Origin of the sequence: Thalassomonas sp. RHCl1 (genome assembly GCF_947387555.1) — a bacterium.
Classification (GTDB): domain Bacteria; phylum Pseudomonadota; class Gammaproteobacteria; order Enterobacterales; family Alteromonadaceae; genus Thalassomonas.
The window spans coordinates 168588-185829 of sequence record NZ_CANDNZ010000005.1 but is presented as its reverse complement, the minus strand read 5'-3'; the positions used below and the strand labels follow the sequence as shown (position 1 = coordinate 185829).

Genomic DNA, 17242 nt, shown 5'->3' with positions numbered 1-17242 from the left:
AATGATAAAACGTTTAATGAGTATATTGGTTTGTTTGCTGCTCTGGCCACTTACGCCGTCATTGGCGCAGCAAGCAACGGCACTTGCTGCAGAGCAGGCGAGGAAACCTGAAGTTTTACTCTTTATGTCCGGACACGGCTCAAAAGCGAAGGCCGATTTACTGTTGTCGCTGGCGAAAGATCAAGCTTTTACCTTAACCAACATAAAAACCCGGGGAAAAAGCGATGAAGAGATTGCCGGGATCTGGTCAAAAGCGGATCTGGTGCTGCTTGATGGCATCAACCCCGAATTGTCGAAGTTTATGTTTGGCAAATACCAGTCCTACTTAAGCCAATTTAAGCAAGTGCCGGTGATTTCACTGGGGGACACGGATAATGCTGCGATGAACCAGGGGATGGCAGAACAGCATAAAAATACCATCGCCGCTTATTATAAGCATGCCGGGCGCAGCAATTATCAAAACATGATGACCTATCTTAGCCATGACGTGTTTAAACGTTCATCTGAAGTTGCCGAGCCGCCGGCCCCGGTGCCGGATGTCGGTTTATACCACTATGGTTTTCCCGGTTTGCTGACTTCGGATGAAAACGCCTTTTTTGCTTTTCTGGAAACAAAAAGTCTGGCCGTTAAAAATGACCAGCCGGTGATTGCCGTTGCCATTCACCGCAGCGTGATAGATTATGAACAGCAGCAGGTGGTCGATACCATGATTAAAGGATTGGAGGATAAAGGAGCCAAGGCCTTTGCCTTCTTTTTTGAAGGAAACGATGAGCTGTTATCTTATACGGATTTATTAATGACTGAGCTGCAGGGTGAGGCTGCGAAAAGCCGGGTTAACCTGTTGATCAATTATCGCTCGTTGCATTATGTCGAAAAACGTCGCCAGGAGTTTGCCAGACTGGGCGTACCGGTAATACATGCCTTAAATTATACCGAAGGAGATGAAGAAAAATTCCTTGGTGACAATGCCGGTATTTCCCCTTCGTTAACGCCTTTTTTTCTGGTGATGCCGGAAGACACCGGCAGTGTTGATCCGAGCATTATTGCCGCCACCGAGCAGGGGCGTAAAGTAGTGATGCAGTCGCAAATGCAGGCATTGATTGAGCGTGCCTATAATCATGCCAGCCTTGCCCATATTAACAACCGCGATAAAAAAGTTGCGGCCTTTATCTGGAACTATCCCCCGGGTGAAAAAAATATCGGTGCCGCCTTTTTAGATGTACCTTCCTCCCTTGAGCAAATCAGCCGGGCGATGAAAGCCCAGGGCTACCAGGTAGAAGATAAAGAGGCGCAATATTTTATTAAAGCCGCCGGGCAGTTGTTACGTCCTTATTACCGTAAAGAAGATACTTCGACCTTAATTGAGTTGGGCTTAGCCGATTATTTACCGCTTGAAACTTACCTGGCCTGGTTTAATCAGTTGCCGCAAGAGGTGAGTAAGCCTATTATCGAGCGCTGGGGCAAGCCTGAAGACAGCGCCATGCTGACGACGGCTGCGGGCAATAATGCTGAACAGGGACAAAAAACTTCGGAGCCCGCCTTTATCATTCCCCGCATGACGCTGGGGAATATGATAGTGATGCCCCAGGGCGTTCGGGGAGAAGATGCCAAAGAACATGCGAACCTGTATCACAGCACCAAGACCCCCATTAATCACAGCTACCTGGCTATTTATCTCTATGCCAGACAGGTCTTTGATGCCGATGCCTTTATCCACTTAGGTACCCATGGTTCCCAGGAGTGGTTAACCGGTAAAGAACGCGGTTTGTCTGTGTATGATGCCCCGAGCCTGGCGATAGGTAACATCCCGGTATTTTATCCTTATATTATCGATAATGTCGGTGAGGCGATGCAGGCGAAACGCCGCGGCCGCGCGACTATGATCAGTCATTTAACCCCGGGTTTTGCCAAGGCCGGTTTATATGCCGAGGTTGCCGAGCTTAATGAATTGATTGCCAACTATGTGATGCTGGAGCAGGGCTTAAGTAAAGAAAATACCCGACAGCAGATTATTGCCAAGGCAGAGAAGCTGCATATCTTCGAAGCTATCGACTTAGATGTTGCTAAGCTCAACGCTGACTTTAGCAGCGGTATCAGCCAAATCCAGGATCACCTTACCGAACTTGCCGGGCAAAGTCAGCCGCTGGGTGTGCATACCTTTGGTTTATTGCCACAGCAGGCGCATCTGCTCAGTACGGTGATCCAGATGCTGGGGGATAACTTCACCGAGCGTGCAGCAAAGTTCGAGCAGGAAAATCACCTGGCGGTAAAAGAGCAAGACAGCCGCGACCGAAATCAGGTGACCAAACTGGCAGCTTTACCCGGTTATCAGCTGTTAAAGCATTTCCTGGTTGAGCAAGCTGAAATCGACCAAGCCCCTTTGTTCCCTGGGCTCGATGAAAAGCTTAAAGCGGATATCTTACAGGCGAAAAAATACTGGATTAACTTTGAGCAAATCGCCGAGCTGGAGAATTTACTGGCAGCCCTTAACGGCCATTATATCGGCGTCAGCCACGGCGGCGATCCCATCCGTAACCCGGAAGCGGCGCCGACCGGGCGCAACCTGATAGGTTTTAACCCGGCAAAAGTACCGTCGAAAGAAGCCTATCAGGCAGGGGTGACCCTGCTGGAGCAAACGCTGGCAGATCATGTCGCCAAAAACGGCAAGTATCCGCAAAAGATGGCTTTTTCTTTATGGTCGCTGGAAACCATGCGTCATCAGGGGGCGCTGGAAGCGCAGATATTGCATGCCCTCGGGGTAAAGCCTAAGTGGAATCAGCAGGGGAATATTACCGGCACTGAAGTGATCCCCTATAGTGAACTGAGCCGGCCGAGGATAGATGTGGTGGTTTCCGCCACCGGCTTGTACCGGGATGCGTTTCCCAATGTGATGTTATGGCTGGCAGAGGCGATAGATAAAATCGCCCAAATGAAGGAAGACAATAATTTTGTCTACCGTCATAGCCAGGCTTTAAAGCAAGATCTGCTTGAACAAGGTAAGTCCGCAGAGGACGCCGAGTATTTATCGTCGGTGAGGATTTTCTCCAATGAAAGCGGTAATTACGGCACAGGTCTAGCGGCATCGAGTCTGGCATCGGATACCTGGGACAGCGATGCCAAGCTGGCGAACTTGTATCTGGATCGTATGGGCTTTGCCTACGGCAAGGATGAAAAGCGCTGGAGTGAGAATATGGCGGATACCGGCCTCTATAGTAAGGTATTATCCGGCACCGAGGCGGTGGTGTTTTCCCGCTCCACCAACCTTTATGCCCTGATGACCAATGATGATCCTTTCCAGTATTTTGGCGGCATAGGGCTAGCGGTACGTCACCTGGACGGGAAAACGCCGCAGATGTATGTCTCAAACCTGCGCCGTAAAGACAAGCTTAAGGCCCAGACCATGGAAGACTTTCTTGATCAGGAAATGCGCAGCCGCTACTTTCATCCCCGTTGGATATCGGCGATGCAGGATGCCGGTTATGCCGGGGCCACCGCGATATTGGATCGTATGAACAATATGTGGGGCTGGGAAGTGATGACGCCAGAGGCGGTGCGTGATGATCAGTGGCAGGAGTTTTTCGAGGTTTATGTCAAGGACAAGTATCAGCTGGAGATGGAAGCGTTTTTCAAACAAAGCCATCCCGAAGCCATGGCGCAGATACTCGAACGTATGCTTGAAGCCGTACGTAAGGATTACTGGCAGGCGGATTCACAAACCGTAGAAGAGATGGTGAAAATGTATACCGAGCTGGCGGCAACCTATGATGTGGCCACCGACAATAACAAGTTCACCGACTATGTTGATGCTCAGGCAAGAGGTTTTGGTTTGCAGTTACTGAGTCAGGCGCTGTCTCAGGCAAAAGCCCAGGCACAGCAGTCAGTCCCGGCACAGGCCAGTCAAAAAACGGAGCAGGTCAGCGGTCAGAAACTGCAGCAGCAGGAAGTGAACAAAAGTGAAGCTGAGCAAAACTATTGGCCGCTGTATGCCCTCTTGCTGGTGTTCTTTATCGGCGCGCTCAGGCAGTGGTTTATCCCGCGTGGCACCCAGACCCGGGCAAGGCAGGTTGAGCTTAAGCAAGCAGCTTAACAGGGCTCACAAATTAAGGTTTGAACGGCGGATTCATCAAAAATGAATTGGCCGTTAAAGCGGGCGCCGGCAGTTATTGCCGGCGTTAATGTTTCGGTTAAGCGCAAACATAAGCTGTTATTGACTGTGTTAAGGTCAATAATTTCGGCCGCCGAAAAGTCAAAGTAATAGCCGACGCCGGGATATAAGGCTTTAAACAGGCTTTCCTTGGCGGAAAACACTAAGGTAAAAGCTTGCTCAAAGCTCATATCAGATTGTTTTAAAAACACTTCTTCTTTTTCATTGATAATACTGCTTTTGATTTCGGCGACATTATCCGCTTTCAGCCAGTTTTCATGATCTATGCCTAAATATTTTATCGCCCGCTTGCTGGCGGCGACACAAAAGGCTGCTGTTGAGGTATGGGTAATGGAGGCCAGTATACCCTCCGGCCACACCGGGCTTCTATGCTCTCCGGTGGGAATATTACGGGTATTTATGCCGAGTTCAGCCAGGGCCTGGATGGCGGCATAACGGCCTGCCAGATATTCCCCCTGGCGTTTGTTCACCGCCCGCGATAAGGAAGCGGGGAAGGGGATGGCCAGCTCGGAAAATAAGGACTGCTGATAATCGGCTAGCCGGTAATCATACCCCACTAAGGTGATGTTATTATCATAGTCAAGGGCAGGGAAACTGCTTGGGGCAATAAACGCGCTAACAGCATCTGAATTAACGGCTAACATGATAAAATTCCTGTTCTTTTCTTTTGTGTGTAAGCTCTGTTCTTTGTACTGACTTTATCCGTACTGGCTGATTGCTCTGGCCGGCAGCTTAGCGAGCAGCTGGTCGATGATATGATTGACTTGTTCTGTGACCAGATCAGGGTGGCTGTCGATGAAAAAGTGGTCGCCGGGTAAGATTTGGATATCTGCCGGTAAGGCAAAAAAGTCTTGCCAGCCCTGTAAATGTTCTTGGGTTATTTTACTGTCCTGCTTGCCCCCTAAAACGGTGAGCGGGCAATCAAAGGTTATGTTTGAGGTATATTGATAAGTTTCGGCGATTTCAAAATCCGCCCTTAACAGCGGCAAGAATAGCTCCATCAATTCTTTATTTTCCAGTACCGCCTTGGGTGTGCCGTTCAGGTTTTCCAGCTCGGCCATAAAAGCATCATCGGGTAAATGATAAGTGGTGTTTTCCTTGGCTTTTGCTTGCGGCCCCCTGCTGCCCGAGGCGATAAAATGCACGGGTAAGGGTAAACCTTGTGCCTTGAGACGGGTCATTAACTCAAAAGCAACCCTGCTGCCCAGGCTATGGCCGTAAAAGATGGTTGGTGTATTCAGCAGCGGGGGGATCAGGGTCATTAACTCATCAACCAAGTCGTCCATTTTATTATATGGCGTTTCAAATAACCGTGAAGCCCGTCCCGGCGCCTGTATGGCAATAAGCTCTATATTGGTGTTTAGCTGTTTTATCCAGGGGGTAAAGGTAGCGGCATTACCGCCGGCATAGGGAAAACAAATCAGCCTTAAATCGGCATTTGGACGGGGACTCGGGTTGACTAACCATTTAGACATTAGGGTTAAATTCCATGTAATTAAGAGACTATTTTGCGTTTACTGCTGACGGATTAGGGCCTGCTTATCTTTGACCGTGAATTACCTTTTTGGCTGTTTTTCCATCTATCGGCGTTAGAAAAATGTCATGTAGAACAACTACTCGTCCATTTTTCTGCCTTGATATATGAAAAAACCGCTCAAAAATCTTAATCCCCTTCAAAGATAAACAGACCCTGGTTAAATCTTGCAAAAACATCAGGCTGTGCATGATAGAAAAAAAAGCCGGGGCTTGTCACTCTTTTTATTGGCACTCAGGTAAGGTGGGGTAAAAGAAACCCCGGCGAGCCGGGGTTAATTCATGATTGTTAAGTTTTTTTGAGCTGCTGGTAAGGGATTTTATACAACAGGGTAAATAATACCGGCACCACGATCAGGGTCAGTACGGTTGCAAAACCTAAACCGAACATTATTGTGACCGCCATGGACTCGAAAAAGGCATCAAAGAGCAGGGGGATCATGCCTAAAATGGTGGTGATAGCCGCCATTGCCACAGGTCTTACCCGGCTGACCGCAGAGTCAAATACTGCCAGGTAGGGCTCTTTACCCTGATTGAGTTCAAGGTTGATTTGATCCACCAGCACTATGCCGTTTTTGATCAGCATACCGGATAAACTGAGCAGTCCCAGCAACGCCATAAAGCTAAACGGCGCACCCATCAGCAGCAAACCGGCAGCTACCCCGATCAAGGCCAGCGGCACCGTTGCCCAGATCACCAAAGGTGCTTTAAGGGAGTTAAACAGCAGAACTGTGATAATAAACATCGCCAGATATCCCATAGGTAAGCCGCCAAATAAGGCAGCCTGAGCATCGGAAGAAGACTCGTATTCTCCCCCCCATTCCAGCTGATAACCCGGCGGGAGCGGTATCGCTTCGATTTCCGGTTTTACCCGGTTAAATAAGCTGGCGGCAGTTTCATTGCCCAGCACATCATGATCCGCCATCACCGTCAGGGTACGTTTGCGATCCCGGCGCATGATTAATGAGTCTTCCCAGTCGGTATTAAAGCTGTTGACCACCTGGGTAATGGGCACATAAGTATTGGAAGCCTGTGAGTAAATCTGCAATTCCGGCAAGCTGTCGATATTTAACCGCTCTGCTTTAGGTGCACGGGCAACAATCGGCAATAACTGGGTGCCTTCACGGTATAACCCTACTTGCTGGCCGGAGAAGTTGGTCAGCAATAAGTCATCAAGATCTTGCTTGCTGATCCCCACCCGGCGACCGGTGGCTTCATTAAACTCAGGGCGGATCACTTTCGTGCGCTCGCGCCAGTCATGGCGGATATTAAAGGCGCCTGGATCGGCATGTAATTTGGCCATTGCCTGTTCACCTAAGTGGCGCAGCACATCGGGATCCGGGCCGCTAAAACGCGCTTCTATTTTTGCATCGGTGGACGGACCGATTTCCATGCGTTTGATTTTTGACTGGGCCTGGGGATAGTTGTCGTTCATGTATTGGCGTAAATTCGCCATGACAGGATTTAACGCTTCCCGGCTTTCTACCCGGACAATCAGCTGACCGAAACCGGCGTAGGCTTTCTCCGGACCATAGGTGAGCATAAAGCGCGGCGCTCCCTGGCCTGTGGTGGTGGTGATCTGCTCAACCTTATCCTGGGTAAGCAAATAGGCCTGGATGGCTTCAATATCTTTCTGGGTTTCCCTGATATCCGAGCCCTGGTAACGCCAGTAATCAAGATAAAACATCGGCGTATTTGAAGGCGGGAAGAAAGACTGTTTTACCTGGCCAAAACCGGCAACGGCAGCGATGAGCAGGGCAAGCATCACCAGCAAAGTCAGGCCGCGAAAGCGCAGGCAGAAATTGAGCAAGGCTTTATAAGCGGTAAATATTGCTCCCTGGTATAATTCGCTGCTTTGTGTTGAAGCGTCCTGATCGTCGTTTTCTTGCTGGTTGTTTGCCGGAGTTTCTTTAAACATCAGGTCGGCGAAAAACGGTGTTAAGCTGATGGCGGTGATCCAACTTAATAATAAGGAGATCAACAGTACCCAAAACAGGCTGCCGGCAAATTCTCCGGTGGCATCCGAGGATAGGCCTATCGGAGCAAAAGCGGCGATGGCAATAACGGTTGCCCCCAGTAAGGGCAGGTTGGTTTGTTTAGTGATCTCCAATGAGGCCTGTAATTTTGTTTTGCCTTTTTTCAGACCGATCAATATGCCTTCGGTCACTACTATGGCATTGTCCACCAGCATCCCCAGGGCAATGATCAGGGCGCCCAGGGAAATACGTTGCAGGTCAATGGCAAACAGCTTCATAAAGATAAAGCTACCCAGTATGGTCAGCAAGAGGATCAAACCTATTAATATGCCGCTTTTAAGGCCCATAAAGATCAGCAGTACCGCGATGACGATAAATACGGCCTGGGCCAGGCTGACCATAAAGCCCTGCATCGCCTTATCCACTTCCGTCGGCTGGTTATAAACAACAGCGACTTCCATACCTACGGGCCGGACATATTCCAGGTCTGCCAGGCGTTGTTCCAGTTTTTGGCCGATTTCAACGACATTGACTCCTGAGCTGAAAGAAACCCCTACCAGCAGAGCCTGTTGGTTATTGTAGTTGATGATGTTTTGCGGCACTTCGGCATAAGCCCGGTTGATAGTGGCCACATCGCCCAAATAAATCAGCTCGGAAGCCCCGGGGTTGGAGATCAGTAAATTCTCCAGCTCTTTTACCGACTGGAATTCGCCGCTGGGGTGCAGGCGGATATATTCGCTGCCGACCTTGACACTGCCTGAGTTGGATACCTGGTTTTGCGTTTGCAGCAATTGGTAAATGCGGCTCGGCGGTATGCCTAAAGCGGCAAGTTTGTTACGGGCGATTTCCACGACCACTTGCTCTTGCTGTAAACCGGCAACGGTGACTTTACCCACGCCTTTGACCAGCACCAGCTCACGGCGCAGATAATCGACATAGTCTTTTTGCTCTTCATAGCTGTAGCCGTCGCCGCTGATGGCGAATAGCACACCGTAAACATCGCCGAAATCATCGATGACATTGGGACTGTTGATCCCGGGGGATAACTTGGGTTCGAGATCGTGGATTTTACGCCTGAGCTCATCCCAAATTTGTTTGAGATCTTCCTTGCGGTAGGTGGGCTTCATTTCCACCACTATCTGGGACAGCCCCGCCGAAGAAATGGAGGTGATATAATCGACATAAGGCAATTGCTGCAGGGCATTTTCTATCGGGTAAGAAACTTCTTCCTCTACCTGGACCGATGTCGCCCCCGGATAGGTAGTGGTGATCATCGCCATTTTTAAGGTGAACTCGGGGTCTTCCAGCCGACCGAGGCCGTTGTAGGAGATGATACCGCCGATCAATAAGATCAGCGCAAACATCCAGCTGGTGACTTTATTTTTTACGGAATATTCGGTCAGTCTCATTTATAAACCCTTTTCCCGGTTCCAGGGGCGTACTTTCATGCCTTCATTGAGAAAATGCACACCGGCGGAAACCACCTGGTCGCCGGGTTCAAGGCCGGTAAGGACTTCAATGCCCTGACTTTTGATGCTGCCGACGGTGATATCCGCCTGGCTGACGGTTTGGCTTGTCGGATCATATTTCCAGACATGGCGGATTTTGTTGCTGACCGGGCTGTCTTTGCCGGTAAAAACCGCGCTGACCGGTAATAAAAAGCTGTTGGCACTGTCATGAGTGACTTGTGATAAATCCATACGGATATTGGCGGTCATGCCCGGCAGGACATTAAAGGTTTTTGGTGTCGGCAGGGAAAAAACCACCTTATAGGTTAAGGTGGTGGGATCTGCCTGGGTATCCCACTCCTTGACCGTGACTAAAAACTCCTGGTTGGGGTGGGAGTCGAAAATTACCGTCGGCTGATACTGGACATCTTTTTTCACCCTGGAGGCGATGTTTTCCGGCATTTGCATGGAGATATCGACCACATCCCGGGTCTGCAGGGTCAATATCGTTTGTTTTGCCTGGACATTCTCATGATTTTCGACAAAAACCTTGGCGATGCTGCCGCTAAACGGTGCCCGCAGTTCTGTGTATTCAAGATCGGTTTTTGCACTGTTCAAGGAAGATAAAGAAACGCTGAGGTTGGCTTTGGCCTGATCATAATCCGCCTGGGAAGCGAGTTTTTTTTCCAGCAGCAGTTTGGCCCGCTCAAACTGCGATTTGGCTAATTCGTATCGCGCCTGGCGATCGTCTAACAGCAGCTTGAAATCTTGCGGATCCAACCGGGCTAATAATTGCCCTTTAGTGACTTCATTGCCGGCTTTTTTCGGAAATTCGATGATCTGGCCACTGACCCTGAAGGCCAGTTTCGAGTCGGCATTGGCTTCAACTTCGGCGGGAAAATTACGAAAAGACTCTGCTGCCGGATCTGTTACCTGAAATAGTTTGACCGGCCGGGTGATTTCGGTCTGCGCCTGGGTATTGGTTTGCTCACTACAACCGCTAAGGGCCAATAGTAGCATAGGGATGGATAGTAATGTTTGCCTGCACGAAACGGACATATAAACCTCTTAATGGAGTGGGGCTAGCCAAACGGGATAATAAACTGCTGCCAGCTGGGCCGTTTATTGAACGCCTGACTATATAATAAACAAATAACGTTTGAATGCTATAGCTTGATATTAAAGAATTTAATGCATGATAAAGGTAATTGCCCTAAAATAATATTTAATATTTTTTCTCATCAAGTTAAAATTTATTTATATGACACTGGAGCAGCTACAAACCCTCAACAGCATAGTTTTACACGGCTCACTTAAAGCGGCGGCGGGGGTTTTACATAAAACCCAGCCGGCATTATCCATGGCGATTAAAAAGTTAGAAGCCGAGTATGGTTTTGAGATCCTTGATCGCAGCGGCTACCGTTTAGGGCTCACGGCCCCGGGCAAGGCCTTTTATCAAAAAGCGCAAGAGTTATTGCTTAATGCCGAGCAATTGCATTCGCTGGGACAACATCTGGCCAGCGGCAATGAAGCCCTGGTGCGCCTGGCTTATGATTCGGTTTGTCCCCACGATTTGATTCTTAATGTCCTGAAAAAGTGCCAGCGGGACTATCCGCAAACCGAATTGCATGTCTTCGGCGAGTCACGTTTTGGTGCCTTAGAGTTATTACAGAAGGCGGAAATTGACCTGGCTATCAGTCCCTGGTGGCCGACTTTTCATAGTGTCGGTGATTTTCAAGCCTTGAAAATTGGTTCTTTTGAGATCTTGCTGGTGGCGGCGCCGCAACTGTTTCGAGGCCAGGCGGTGACAGATGTTGCTCAGCTGAAATCTGAGGTTTATCTGGTGTCCGAAGAAAGTGAGCTCAGTTTTGACAGCGAAAACCTGATGCTGGTCAAGGGCGCACGAAAATGGAAAACCCGGGATATGCAAACCTTGAAGCAAATGTTGTTATCCGGTTTGGGCTGGGGTTATATTCCAAGGCATTTGGCCGAAGAGGCCCTTGAAGATGGCCGTCTGGTGCCGTTAACTCCGCAAGGGTTTGAATTTAGCATCCAGGGGGAAATTTGCCTGGTGCGGCGGGAAGAGCATACTTTGGGTCCGGTCGCTTCTATGATATGGCAAAACTTTTTATGCCCTTAATTTGGTTAAATGTTAATAACTCTCTGGGAGTTAAGGTTTATTTTCCCCATTAACGGCAGAGGAAATAGCAAATTCTGATAAGCTGGCTATGCTTATAAGAACTCCGGAGCTCAGGGATGGGACAGGCTCTGTGAGCATAGCATTTTACTTACCTGCGCCGGCATAAAGGTTGTTGCACGATAATCCTGAAGAAGACAAGGATAGCTTTCTATGATGCATTATCATACCGAGCATTTTAATTTGTTAATCGTTGAACCAAGTGAGGCCGAACGCGCCTTATATAGCACTATGGTCAGGGATTTCGGTTTTAATGTCACGATTTTCGAGGTGATGACCGGCCAGTCGGCCGTTGACGTGATCAAACAAAATAATTTTGGCTGCATTTTACTTAGCAATGATCTGCCGGATATGAATGCCCAGCTGGTGCTGGCGATGATCCAGGACGGACCTACCTTATCGATCCCGGTGATCGTACTGACTTCGGCCGAGCTGGAAGATCTGGCGTTAGAGCTGATGGAGTCCGGTGCGACAGATTGTATTCCCAAAAGCCAATGTATCCCGTTAGTACTGAATAAGGCGATACTTTATGCGCTGGCCCGGGCCCAGTACCGTAAGGCGCAAATTGATTTTCAAAAAGCAGAGATCAAGAGCATTGAGCATGAGTTGCTCAAAGAAAGGAATATTGCCCTGGAAGAGGCAAATGAAAAACTGCAGCAATTGGCGATGCGGGATCCTCTCACCGGTTTGCCCAACCGTAATTACTTGCAGCAGCAGCTGGAGCAGACCTTGCTGCATGCCGAAAGAGCCCGGAGAATATTTGGGGTGTTATATTTTGATCTGGATTATTTTAAATATGTCAATGACACCTATGGCCATCAGGTCGGTGATGAATTACTGCTTGCAGCAACCAAACGGGTTAAGCAGGTGATCCGGCAAAAAGATGTATTGGCCCGCATTGGCGGGGATGAATTTGTGCTTTTGATTGATGATGCCAGCGAACCGGCATTTTTTGGCATCATTGCGGCAAAAATCTGTCGGACTTTACGGGCCGAGTTCATTATCCAGGGTTTTGAGTTACATATTTCCTGCAGCGTTGGCATCGCCACTTACCCCCACTCGGGTACGGATTATGAAGAGTTAATGAAAAATGCCGATTCCGCCATGTACCGGGCCAAAGAATCCGGGCGTAATAATTATAAATTCTTCTCGGTGGAAATGAATATGCAGGTGGACCAGCAATTTGCCATCGAAAGGGATTTACGCCTTGCCCTGGAGCAGGAGCAGCTGGAACTTTATTATCAGCCGAAGTTTAACCTGATTTCGAAAGAAGTGGTTGGGGCAGAAGCCCTGGTGCGCTGGAACCATCCGAGTAAAGGTTTTCTACGTCCCGACAGTTTTCTTGAGATTGCCGGGCAAAGCGAGCTGATCATAGATCTCGGTGACTGGGTGCGCCGGGAAATTTGCCGCCAGCTGGCACAATGGCAGGGCGCCGGGCTGGAGCTGGTGCGTATGTCTATCAATGTTGCGGATAAAGAGTGTGCGAAAAATCGGGTCTTACAAAATATTTTAGATCAAGTGATGCACTATGATATCGATGCCAAATTGCTGGAATTGGAGTTAACTGAGGAAACCCTGACCAAAGGCATTAGAAATGAAATAACGGATTTCAAGATATTGGAACATATGGATATCCAATTGGCTATTGACGACTTTGGTACCGGCAACACTTCTTTTCAGTGTTTGCAAGAATTACCGATTGATGTGCTGAAAATTGATAAAGCATTTACCCGGCAACTGGTAAGCAACCCTAAAGTGGCGGCGATCACCACCACTATTATCGATCTGGCCAAGCGCCTTGGCATCAGCTGTATTGCCGAAGGGGTGGAAAATGACCAGCAGGCGGCATTTTTACGGGACAACGGCTGTGAACATGCGCAGGGATATTTTTTCAGTGAACCCCTTGCCGCCGATGACTTTGCCTTATTGTTAAAAAAAACCAGTTGTAGCGGCAATAAGCAGCTGACTTTGGAGCAGTCTTAGCCGTATGCATGGCTGAACAACAAGCATACTTGAAAGTTTTTAGTCACTTAGCCTGTCTTACGTCATACTTTTAAACCGACACGAATATCGGGATTTTTGTTTTCATGGCGTCATTTCCTCTGTTAACCATTCTACTGACTTTGGCGATTTGTTTTTTATTAGCGGAGTTTATTGCCGGCAAAATTAAAATAAATAAACCGTTAAGTTATTTGTTGGTAGGTTTTGTTGCCTCAGAGTTATTCACCCGACATGGCATCGATATCCTGTTAAGAGCAGATAATTTCTCAACCCTGACCTTTCAGGGGATCTTACCGCTGATTTTATTTGAAATGACCTTGTCTATGGTAAAAGCCCGCCGGGTGGAACTGCTAAAGTGTGCGGGATTATCGGTTTACCTGTTCGCTGTTTTTGTGCCTGTCGCCAGCGTTATCGTTTATTTTTTAATGGACCGGCCTTTCGACTTTCCGCCGATGGCGGCGCTTTTATCTATTGCGGTGATTGCTGCGGTAGAGCCTGCCTGTTCACGGTTAAGCTTTACCCGGGTGAAACTGAGCAACCCTATCCGCAGCCAGATCGAGGTTGAAACCGTGATCAGCGATGCACTGGCCGCCGTGTTATTTAGCTTTGTGCTTATCTATGTCACCTCAGGGTTAGACACAGATGAACTTGGTGGTAACTTGACTTTTGCTTTCTTGAAATTGATTTTAGGCGGCTTATTGCTTGGAGCCGCATTAGGTTATTTAAGTACTTTGGCGGTTAAAATATGCCGGTCAGCACCGTCATATTTAGTACTGACATTTACTTTGGCCTACGGCAGTTATTTTTTGGCGGAGGCTGTGCTAGGGGCATCCGGGGTGGTGGCGGTGTTAGCGGCCGGAGTCGTCTTTCGCTTGAAACTTGCCAAGGCGCCATCTTTTAAATCGATAAAAAATAGCTGGCACAATATTGGTTACTTTGCCGATGCCTGGCTGTTTTTGCTGCTCGGTATGACCTTTACCCTAGAGATGTTCACCGAGCGCTACCTGGCGATGCTTATCCTTATCTTTGCCTTGATCGCAGGTAAGTGTATTGCCGGTATCAGCGGCTATTGGTTATTTAAACCTTACCGGGGGGAAGTGGCCGCCGGGCCTATGGCAAACAGTATCGTCCTGGGGAATTATAACGGTGCCCTGGCGGTTGCCCTGGTGTTGTCATTGCCGGTGGAGCTGAGTTACTGGTGGACGACTCAGGCCATGGTGTTTGGTGTGGTTTTGTATTCCCTGGTGATCCAGTTGCCGCTGTTTAATTTTATCAACCGCTTGTATAAATAGATATCTTTTGCTCAACTCCAGGTTAATTATGTTCTAACTGGCGTAACAGCTCCTGTTGCAGTTTATCCGGGTTCTGACGAAGCTTTTGAATAAACTCAGGGGGAACCTCGGTTTGTTGGTCAAATTTTTCTGCCCAATCGATCATCGCTAACATCATCGGCATCAAGGCGATGCCTTTTTCTGTCAGCCGATAGATGTATTTCGAGCGTTTTATCCTGTCCTGATGCTTGCTGATAATGCCGTTGTGCTCTAAATCAGCCAGGCGGTTAGCCAGGATATTGGTAGAAATGCCTTCTCCGGCTTCTAAAAATTCATTGTAATATTTACGCCCCTTGAACATTAGATCCCGGATGATCAAGAAGCTCCACTTATCGCCGAATTGGCTCATGCCGAAGCGTACCGGGCAGCCTGCCCAATTTTTTGTTTTTTTATCAACCATAAGTTAAATAGTAACGTGAACAAACTTCACTTGCAAAAAGAAAGTTAAATGACTAAGGTTAATTTAACTTGCAAAAAACAAGTTAAATTTAGTTAAGGATAATGGCTCAAAATTAAAGAAAACTCATAACTACCAAGGAGAAGAAAAATGAAATTATACGCTATTGTCGGTTCGCCGAATTCCCGTAAAGTGCTGGCGGTGATCAATCACCTGGGCCTGGATGTGGACATTGAATATCTTGATTTTTTTGCCGGTGACAATCAGCAAGCAGATTATATTGCCTTAAATCCTAATGCCATGGTGCCAACCTTAGTTGATGGCGACCTGAACTTGTGGGAGTCTAATGCTATCAATCAATATCTGGCCGACAAAGCAGGGGATGAAAGCCTCTACCCGAAAAACCCTGCGCTAAGGGCAGACATAAACAGGTGGCAAGCCTGGGAGCTGGCTCACTTCAATCAGGCCTTCGGCACTCTGGCGTTTGAGTCGGTAGCCAAACCTAACTTTATGGATATGCAAGGAAATGCTGCCCTTATCGAGTGGAGCCAAGATAAGCTGGCGAGGTTTGCCCTGGTGCTGAACACTCACTTAAAAGAAAAAACTTATATGGTGGGGGATAAGATTACCCTTGCAGATTACTCGATAATTCATGTTGAGTTTTTTAAAGAGATGATCCCTTTCGACTGGACACCATTTGCTTATGTAAATGAATACTTTGACCGTTTGCGCCAGGCTCCACACTGGGCCTCTACAGCGCCGGCAAGTCCTGAGTTGATTGGCAGAAAGCCGAATGTTCAAACCAGCTAAAGCTGTTTTTAGATGATAACTCTATTATTTTCAAATAATTAATTTTTTAATGTTTGTTCTGGTTAAGGCCTGCAGACAGCTTTTGTTGTTCATTTTTAGGAGCAGGGAGAAGATAACCATTCGTATCTTCATTTAATTGTCACTAATCTGACATAAATTGATTTGTATCACCCTTTAAATATTGTGGGTTTTGTATAATAGCGAAAAACTTAATTGATAAATGGAATTGTTCATGTCTATTCTACGCAAACGCAGCGCTCAGCATAAAGTGTATATCCCTTCGTCTGTGCGGGAAAACCAATATTTATTGGCTAAATTTGATCTTACGGATGAGTTATTGGCCCGGTTTTCCAGTGTGATTGACCTTAGCTGCCAGCAGCCTTACCTTCGTTTCTATGAAATTATCTCAGGATTGTTTTTTAATATTAACAATGAACTGGATTTGGAAAGCGGTAAGTTTGTCGCCAATGATAAATTTACCCGGGTGCGCTATAGCCAGGAAAAGGTGACTGCACAAACGGATCAGCAAATTCTGTTCTTATATAACTCCCAATACCATACCGGGCAAAATGCCTATTATGACGGGGAAAAAAGGGCGAAAAGAATCACTTTGGTATTTTTGGCCAATGGTGATGATATCCGCCTTGATGCGGCAAAATTCCACCATAAGGTGAAAAAAGCCATTAATGAGTTTAGTGATCAGCTAGGCTTGAAGGGTGAGGATGTCAGGATATGCGATCATCAGCATTTAACCTATGACTTATTTGCCAAGGAAAAGGGGATTTCAGGCATTCAGGCCCATAAGCTGCGTTCGATGACCGACAGGTATGCCGCCGACGGTTATTACCTTGAGGAAAATGTTGATGAATTAACCTATGCCATCGTTGATTTGCCGGTGAACCGGCGCTTAAAACAGCTTGCCCATATTGATGAACTGGTCGCCCAGCCTTATCAACCTTTATATGAATTGGTGGAAACCGCCTTTATTGAAGCGGCCAAACGTTATCACCTCAGCCACGGCGCTATGGTTGCCAATGGTTTGATCCCTATTGTCAGGCGCAGTGAACAGCAACTGGCGCTGGAAAATGGCGAATTGCAGATGCTGGGTTATAATCCCGCCCATGCCGCCAGCGGCTTCACCAGCCTCTGGTCCGGGAATAAGCTGACTGACTGTATCCAGTTAGTTTTTGTCGCCTCGGTACATGACAATACCGGATATGGCTATGGTAAGTTTTTAAGCCAGGTTGAATATGCCCTGGCTGCGATGGCAGAGCAATTAGCCTATGTGTACGCAAAAGAAGAGTTGTTGGTGCGTTTTCATCAGCATATCGGTTTTTATCCCGCTTAGTGATTAAGCCAAAAGGCACCGAAAGGAGTTCCCCTG

At 47.8% G+C, this 17242-nt stretch carries 11 protein-coding genes; 6 read left to right on the top strand and 5 right to left on the bottom strand.

Annotation, left to right across the window (positions count from 1 at the left end; translation table 11 throughout):
* Window position 1: 1 nt before the first annotated feature.
* Window positions 2-4087 (top strand): cobaltochelatase subunit CobN, encoded by a 4086-nt coding sequence (cobN, locus tag QL234_RS15745; protein ID WP_281558773.1) that lies wholly within the window; start codon window positions 2-4, stop codon window positions 4085-4087.
* Here cobN and QL234_RS15740 read toward each other — a convergent pair.
* From QL234_RS15740 to QL234_RS15725, 4 genes are all read right to left on the bottom strand, one after another.
* Complete coding sequence (locus QL234_RS15740; protein ID WP_281558772.1) at window positions 4084-4809, bottom strand: 4'-phosphopantetheinyl transferase superfamily protein; 726 nt, start codon at window positions 4807-4809, stop codon at window positions 4084-4086. The genes cobN and QL234_RS15740 overlap by 4 nt on opposite strands.
* Before the next feature lie 54 nt (window positions 4810-4863).
* A complete protein-coding gene (locus QL234_RS15735; protein ID WP_281558771.1) occupies window positions 4864-5640 on the bottom strand; it encodes an alpha/beta fold hydrolase in 777 nt (258 codons plus the stop codon).
* A 347-nt stretch (window positions 5641-5987) separates the two neighbouring features.
* Window positions 5988-9083 carry an efflux RND transporter permease subunit gene (locus tag QL234_RS15730; RefSeq protein ID WP_281558770.1) on the bottom strand — a complete coding sequence of 1032 codons (3096 nt, stop codon included), beginning with the start codon at window positions 9081-9083 and terminating at the stop codon, window positions 5988-5990.
* On the bottom strand, window positions 9084-10181 hold the full coding sequence (locus QL234_RS15725; protein WP_281558769.1) for an efflux RND transporter periplasmic adaptor subunit: 1098 nt from the start codon (window positions 10179-10181) through the stop codon (window positions 9084-9086).
* A 202-nt stretch (window positions 10182-10383) separates the two neighbouring features.
* Here QL234_RS15725 and QL234_RS15720 point away from each other — a divergent pair, with 202 nt between their 5' ends.
* The 3 genes from QL234_RS15720 to QL234_RS15710 all read left to right on the top strand — a co-directional run bounded on the left by QL234_RS15720 (window position 10384) and on the right by QL234_RS15710 (window position 14612).
* The gene (locus QL234_RS15720) at window positions 10384-11262 is read left to right on the top strand and encodes a LysR family transcriptional regulator (RefSeq protein ID WP_281558768.1); all 879 of its coding nucleotides are present in this window, start codon (window positions 10384-10386) and stop codon (window positions 11260-11262) included.
* 210 nt (window positions 11263-11472) lie between these two features.
* Window positions 11473-13302 carry a GGDEF domain-containing response regulator gene (locus QL234_RS15715; protein ID WP_281558767.1) on the top strand — a complete coding sequence of 610 codons (1830 nt, stop codon included), beginning with the start codon at window positions 11473-11475 and terminating at the stop codon, window positions 13300-13302.
* Window positions 13303-13406: 104 nt separating this feature from the next.
* Entirely contained in the window at window positions 13407-14612 is a 1206-nt protein-coding gene (locus QL234_RS15710) for a cation:proton antiporter (protein ID WP_281558766.1), read from the top strand.
* Between the two features lie 22 nt (window positions 14613-14634).
* Here the strand turns inward: QL234_RS15710 and QL234_RS15705 are convergent, their stop codons facing one another.
* Window positions 14635-15000 carry a helix-turn-helix domain-containing protein gene (locus QL234_RS15705; protein ID WP_281558765.1) on the bottom strand — a complete coding sequence of 122 codons (366 nt, stop codon included), beginning with the start codon at window positions 14998-15000 and terminating at the stop codon, window positions 14635-14637.
* Window positions 15001-15198: 198 nt separating this feature from the next.
* Between QL234_RS15705 and QL234_RS15700 the strand changes: the two genes are divergently transcribed.
* Both QL234_RS15700 and QL234_RS15695 read left to right on the top strand, forming a co-directional pair.
* Entirely contained in the window at window positions 15199-15858 is a 660-nt protein-coding gene (locus QL234_RS15700; protein ID WP_281558764.1) for a glutathione S-transferase family protein, read from the top strand.
* A 232-nt stretch (window positions 15859-16090) separates the two neighbouring features.
* A complete protein-coding gene (locus QL234_RS15695; protein ID WP_281558763.1) occupies window positions 16091-17206 on the top strand; it encodes a DUF3083 family protein in 1116 nt (371 codons plus the stop codon).
* Window positions 17207-17242 lie beyond the last annotated feature (36 nt).